We start from the raw sequence: 5,738 nt of genomic DNA, 5'->3' as shown, positions 1-5,738 counted from the left end.
CGGGCTTGCCCGCTCCCACAGAAACTGCACAAGTCCCGAGTACTTTGGGATACCTGTGGGAGCGGGCAAGCCCGCGAAGAGGCCGGCACAGGAAAGCACGACCAGAGAGCTTGGCCAGATCGATCCCCTTTTGGCCACTTGCGTCGTTCTCCGCTACTGACCCGCCCATGACAATGGACCCACGCCAGTACCCACCGGAGAACAACAATGCTGACGATCTATTCCGATGACCACCGCCTGCACCATGGCCGCTGCGAGCTGATCGACGGCAAGCTGATGCCCTGTTTCGAAATGCCTTCGCGTGCCGACCATGTACTCGACCAGGTGAAAAAGCGCGACCTCGGCGATATCCAGGGCCCGACCGACTTCGGCCGGGCGCCATTGCTGCGCGTCCACAGCGCCGATTACCTGGACTTCTTCGAAGGCGCCTGGGCACGCTGGGCAGCATTGGGCCAGGAAGGCGACCTGCTGCCTTTCACCTGGCCTGCACGCACGCTGCGCCAGGTAAAGCCCACCGGCCTGCACGGTGAACTGGGCTACTACAGCTTCGATGCCGGTGCGCCGATCACCGCCGGCACCTGGCAAGCGGCCTACAGCGCCGCCCAGGTCGCCCTTACCGCCCAGGCAGCGATCCAGCAAGGCGCCCATTCGGCCTTCGCACTGTGCCGCCCGCCAGGGCACCACGCCGCCGGTGAAGTGATGGGCGGCTACTGCTACCTGAACAACGCCGCCATCGCTGCCCAGGCGTTCCTCGACCAGGGCAGGCGCAAAGTCGCCATCCTCGACGTTGACTACCATCATGGCAACGGCACCCAAGACATCTTCTACAGCCGCGACGACGTGTTCTTCGCCTCGATCCACGGCGACCCGCAGGACGAATTCCCGTTCTTCCTCGGCTATGCCGACGAAACCGGCGAAGGTGCCGGCGAGGGCTGCAACGTCAATTACCCTTTGCCGGCCGGCAGCGACTGGGCCGCCTGGAGCGCCGCGCTGGAAGACGCCTGCCAGCGCATCGCCAGCTATGACGCCGACGTGCTGGTCATCTCCTTGGGTGTGGACACCTTCAAGGACGACCCCATCTCGCAGTTCAAGCTCGACAGCCCGGACTACCTGGAAATGGGCAAGCGCATCGGCCAGCTCGGCAAGCCGACCCTGTTCGTGATGGAAGGCGGCTACGCTGTGGAAGAAATCGGTATCAACGCGGTCAATGTGCTGGAAGGCTTCCAGCGCGCCCAGCCAGGAGCCCGGTAATGGTCCGACTCAAGCGTCTGCTCGCCCCGTTCATCGCTGCCACCCTGTTCACCGGTGCCCTGCACGCCCAAGCCGAGCAGCGCACCCTGCGTGTGTATAACTGGTTCGATTACATCACCCCGCAGACCTTGACCGACTTCCAGAAGGACAGCGGCGTCAAACTGATCTACGACATCTTCGACACCAACGAAGCACTGGAGGCCAAGCTGCTCACCGGCAACTCCGGCTATGACGTGGTGGTGCCTTCCAATGTGTTTCTCGCCAAGCAGATCGAGGCCGGGGTATTCCAGCCGCTAGACCGCAGCAAGCTGCCGAACTGGCAACACCTGGACCCGGCGCTGATGAAACTGATCGAGGCCAACGACCCGGGTAACAAGTTTGCCGTGCCGTACATGTACGGCACCGTGCTGATCGGCTTCAACCCGGCCAAGGTCAAGGCTGCACTCGGCGACAACGCGCCGGTCGACAGCTGGGACCTGATCTTCAAGGAAGAGAACATTGCCAAGCTCAAGCAGTGCGGCGTGGCCCTGCTCGACTCGCCTTCGGAGATTCTGCCACTGGCCCTGCAGTACCTGGGCTTGCCACCGAACAGTGACAAACCGGCCGACTACAAGAAGGCTGAGGCGCTGATGCTGAAGATTCGCCCCTACATCACCTACTTCCATTCCTCGAAGTACATGGCAGACATCGCCAATGGCGACATCTGCGTGGCAGTGGGCTACAGCGGCAGCTTCTCGCAGGCCGCAAACCGCGCCCGCGAGGCGAAGAACGACGTGGTGGTGGACATGCGCCTGCCCAAGGAAGGCGCGCCGATCTGGTTCGACATGCTGGCGATTCCGAAAAACGCGGCCAACCCGGAAGACGCCCATACGTTCATCAACTACCTGCTGCGGCCGGAGGTGATTGCGCCGATCAGCGACTTTGTCGGGTACCCCAACCCGAACAAGGATGCGACCGACAAGGTAAGCCCGGCGATTCGCAACAACCCCAACCTGTACCCGACTGCGGAGGCGATGGCCAAGCTGTATACCCTCAAGCCACTTGCGCGGGATGCCGAACGGGCCAGGACCCGGGCCTGGACGCGGATCAAGTCCGGCACCTGATATAGCGCCGTGGGCCGCACAGCGGCCCCATTCACCTTCTCCAGGCCTTTCGCAGTTTCATCAGTGCCTCGGCAATCTCTCCCTCCGGCACCGCCGCAAACCCCAGCACCAGCCCCGCTCGCTTATCCACAGGCACCTCGCTGTCCGTCAACCAGAAATTACTCAGCGGCGTAACCTCCACTCCCACCGCTTCCGCCTTGGCCACCAGTTCCTGTTCGCGCGCAAAGTTATCCACATCAACCTTCACATGCAGCCCGGCCGCCACTGCCGGCATGGCGCCCAAACCGGGAATATCCTCAGGCCAGCCTGCCTTGAGTACATTGCGCCGGCTTAGCGCCGCCTTGCGCATGCGCCGGATGTGCCGCTGAAAGTGCCCGCGGGCCATGAACTCGGCCATCACACATTGGCTGCTCACCTCTGAATGCCTCACCGCCAGCGCCTTGCCCTGGCTGAACGCTTGCGCCAACTGCGGCGGGAGTACCAGGTAGCCCAGGCGCAGCGCCGGGAAGGCAATCTTGCCGAAGGTGCCGACGTACAGCACGCGCCCGTGCCGGTCGAGGGCCGCCAACGGGGCCAAGGGCGCGCCGCTGTATCGGTACTCACCGTCGTAGTCGTCCTCGATGATCCAGCCATCGTTTCGGTCAGCCCAGGCCAGCAATTCCAGGCGGCGCGCCAAGCTCATGGTCACCCCGGTCGGGTACTGGTGGGCAGGCGTCACATAGGCCATCCGACAATCCTTCAGTTGCCCAAGCCGGCTGCAATCCATCCCCTCCCCATCCACCGGTACGCCGCACAACTGGCCACCCGCCATTGCAAAGGCGTGACCGGCCGCCCGATAGCCCGGGTTTTCCACAGCTACGCCGTCGCCCGGCTCTAATAGCAACTGTGCACAAAGACTAATGGCCTGCTGCGCGCCACTGGTGATCACAATTTGTTCAGCCATGCAATTCAGCCCGCGCGAGCGACGCAAGTAGGCAGCGATCAGTTCGCGCAGCATCGGCTCGCCAGCCGGGTTGCCATAACCGAGTTGAGCGGGGGTCGGGTTACGCCAGAAACCCGCCTGCAGCTTGGCCCAGACGTCAAACGGGAACAGGTCGAATGCTGGAATGCCAACGCGAAAAGCACGCGGCTGACCGCTCCTTGGTGGCGACAAGTGATGGGTTTTCAGACGCCGCAAAGCTTCGCTTGAACGTCGGTGGCTGGATAAATCCTCAGTATATTCTTCTGAAATTGTGGATAAATCTGTTGATAACCCATGGGATAACCCTGTGGATACTTGTGTGGATAGTTTTGGTAGCCGGCTTACATAGGTGCCATCGCCGACACGGCTTTCGATGTAACCCTCGGCGTACAACTGGTCGTAAGCCCGCACCACGCTGTTGCGTGACAACACCAGCATGGTGGCCAACTCGCGGGTGGCCGGCAGCCGGGTGCCGCTGCTCAAGCGCCCGTCCAGCACCCGCGCGCGCAGCGCCTGGTACAGCTGCTGGCTGAGCCCACGGCGGCGGTCCAGGGCGATCCCGGAAGGGTCGAAAGGCAAAACGAGGGGGCTATCATTCATGGCATTGGACCTATGAAAACAGGCATTAATGGCTCTTACCCAGAACCAATAGCCTGCCTAGGATGGCTCCACTGCACAAGGAAACCGAGCATGTACAACAGCAAACCCCATCAGGAACTCGAACTCGGCCGCCTGCACCAGCACATGCTCGACACCCGCCTGGCCGTGCTGGTCAGCCAAGGTGACCAAGGCCTGTTGGCCACACACCTGCCGGTACTGGTCGATATCACCGAGGGCAAGTTCGGCACCGTCTATGCCCACCTGGCACGGGCCAACCGCCAATGGCAGGACCTGGCACAAGGTAGCGAAGCCCTGCTGGTCTTCCCCGGTGCCGACGCCTATGTCAGCCCCAGCTACTACCCGAGCAAAGCCGATAACCCCAAAGTGGTGCCGACCTGGAACTACCTGGCCGTCCACGCGTATGGCCCGGCCGAAGTCATCCATGAAGCCGAGCCCCTGCTCGCCATCGTGAGCCGCCTGACCGATCGCCACGAACACGGTCGCAGCGAACCGTGGAAAGTCACCGACGCCCCTGCCGACTACATCGAGGGCATGCTGCGCGCCATCGTCGGTATCCGCCTGCCCATCGCCCGCCTGCAAGGTGCGCGCAAGCTCAGCCAGAACCGCTCCGCGCAAGATATCGCCGGCGTGCGTGACGGGCTGGCCGCCAGCCCCGATCAACTGGACAACCAACTCGCAGCGCACATGCGCCAACCCTGAAGGAATAGCCCCATGCCCAGCGTTACCCTGCGCCCTGTCGGCGCCCAAGACCATGCCGCCTGGCTCGCCCTGTGGCAGGCCTACCTGCACTTCTATGAAACCGAGTTGGCCGATGAAGTCAGCCTCAGCACCTGGCAGCGCCTGCTCGACCCGAGCGAGCCAACCCATGCGGCATTGGCCTGGGTCGATGGCAAGGCGGTGGGGATGGTCAACTTCATCTACCATCGTTCCAACTGGAGCATCGAAAACTCTTGTTACCTGCAGGACCTGTACGTGGACAGCTCGCAGCGCGGCCTGGGCATTGGTCGCCAGCTGATCGAGCACGTCTACACCACAGCCAAGGCCGACAACTGCATCAAGGTGCACTGGCTGACCCACGAAACCAATGCCACCGCCATCAGCCTGTATCAGCAGGTTGCCGAGCGGTCGGGCTTCATCCAATTCCGCAAAGGCTTGTAGGCCGAACATGACAGACGCATTGAACTGGAAACCCGCCGCAACGCCCCAGGCCGAGCCAATTGAAGGCCGCTTCATCCGCCTGGAAAAGCTCGACCCGGCGCGCCATGGCGACGACCTCTGGCAAGTGCTGCAAGGCCCAACGTCCGACCCAGTGCTGTGGGACTACCTGCCCTATGGCCCGTTCACCGAGCGGGCCGAATTCGACCGTTGGCTGCAGAGCAACGCCGCAGGGCGCGACCCGCTGTTCTACACCGTAATCGACCGCGCCAGCGGCCAGGCCCAGGGTATTCTCAGCCTGATGTCGATCGTGCCCGACCACGGGCGCATTGAAATCGGCCACATCGCCTTCGGCGCCGCCATGCAGCGCACCCCCAAGGGCACCGAGGCGGTGTACCTGCTCGGCAAGCTGGGCTTCGAACTGGGCAACCGTCGGCTGGAGTGGAAGTGCAACAACGCCAATGCCCGCTCCAAGCGCGCAGCGGAGCGGTTTGGCTTCGTCTACGAAGGCGTATTCCGCAAGCACCTGGTGGTGAAGGACCATAACCGCGATACGGCGTGGTATTCGATTACCGATGATGAATGGCCAGCGGTGGCTGCCGGCTTCGAGCGGTGGTTGGGCCAGGAAAATCAGCGGCCCGAGGGGC

Annotated in this window: 6 protein-coding genes; 5 read left to right on the top strand and 1 reads right to left on the bottom strand. The window is 62.8% G+C overall.

Annotated elements, in window-relative coordinates; genetic code table 11:
- The first annotated feature begins 207 nt into the window (after nt 1–207).
- Nucleotides 208–1,251, top strand: coding sequence for a histone deacetylase family protein (locus tag ACK1VC_RS03685; protein ID WP_023047761.1), 1,044 nt, complete (start codon nt 208–210; stop codon nt 1,249–1,251).
- Entirely contained in the window at nt 1,251–2,354 is a 1,104-nt protein-coding gene (locus ACK1VC_RS03680; RefSeq protein WP_016489861.1) for a polyamine ABC transporter substrate-binding protein, read from the top strand. Before ACK1VC_RS03685 ends, ACK1VC_RS03680 begins: the two co-directional genes overlap by 1 nt.
- A gap of 31 nt (nt 2,355–2,385) precedes the next feature.
- Here the strand turns inward: ACK1VC_RS03680 and pdxR are convergent, their stop codons facing one another.
- The gene (gene pdxR / locus ACK1VC_RS03675; protein ID WP_070086518.1) at nt 2,386–3,915 is read right to left on the bottom strand and encodes a MocR-like pyridoxine biosynthesis transcription factor PdxR; all 1,530 of its coding nucleotides are present in this window, start codon (nt 3,913–3,915) and stop codon (nt 2,386–2,388) included.
- Between the two features lie 90 nt (nt 3,916–4,005).
- Between pdxR and ACK1VC_RS03670 the strand changes: the two genes are divergently transcribed.
- The 3 genes from ACK1VC_RS03670 to ACK1VC_RS03660 all read left to right on the top strand — a co-directional run.
- Nucleotides 4,006–4,635, top strand: a complete 630-nt coding sequence (locus ACK1VC_RS03670; protein ID WP_191087112.1) for an FMN-binding negative transcriptional regulator — start codon at nt 4,006–4,008, stop codon at nt 4,633–4,635.
- A 12-nt stretch (nt 4,636–4,647) separates the two neighbouring features.
- Nucleotides 4,648–5,094, top strand: a complete 447-nt coding sequence (locus ACK1VC_RS03665) for a GNAT family N-acetyltransferase (protein WP_016489864.1) — start codon at nt 4,648–4,650, stop codon at nt 5,092–5,094.
- A gap of 7 nt (nt 5,095–5,101) precedes the next feature.
- Nucleotides 5,102–5,738: GNAT family N-acetyltransferase (locus tag ACK1VC_RS03660; RefSeq protein WP_449117851.1), on the top strand; the 637-nt coding region annotated here is incomplete at its 3' end.

This window comes from Pseudomonas sp. XP2, from assembly GCF_053557975.1.
The sequence above is the reverse complement of the archived record's forward strand: the minus strand, read 5'-3'. Positions and strand labels throughout refer to the sequence as shown.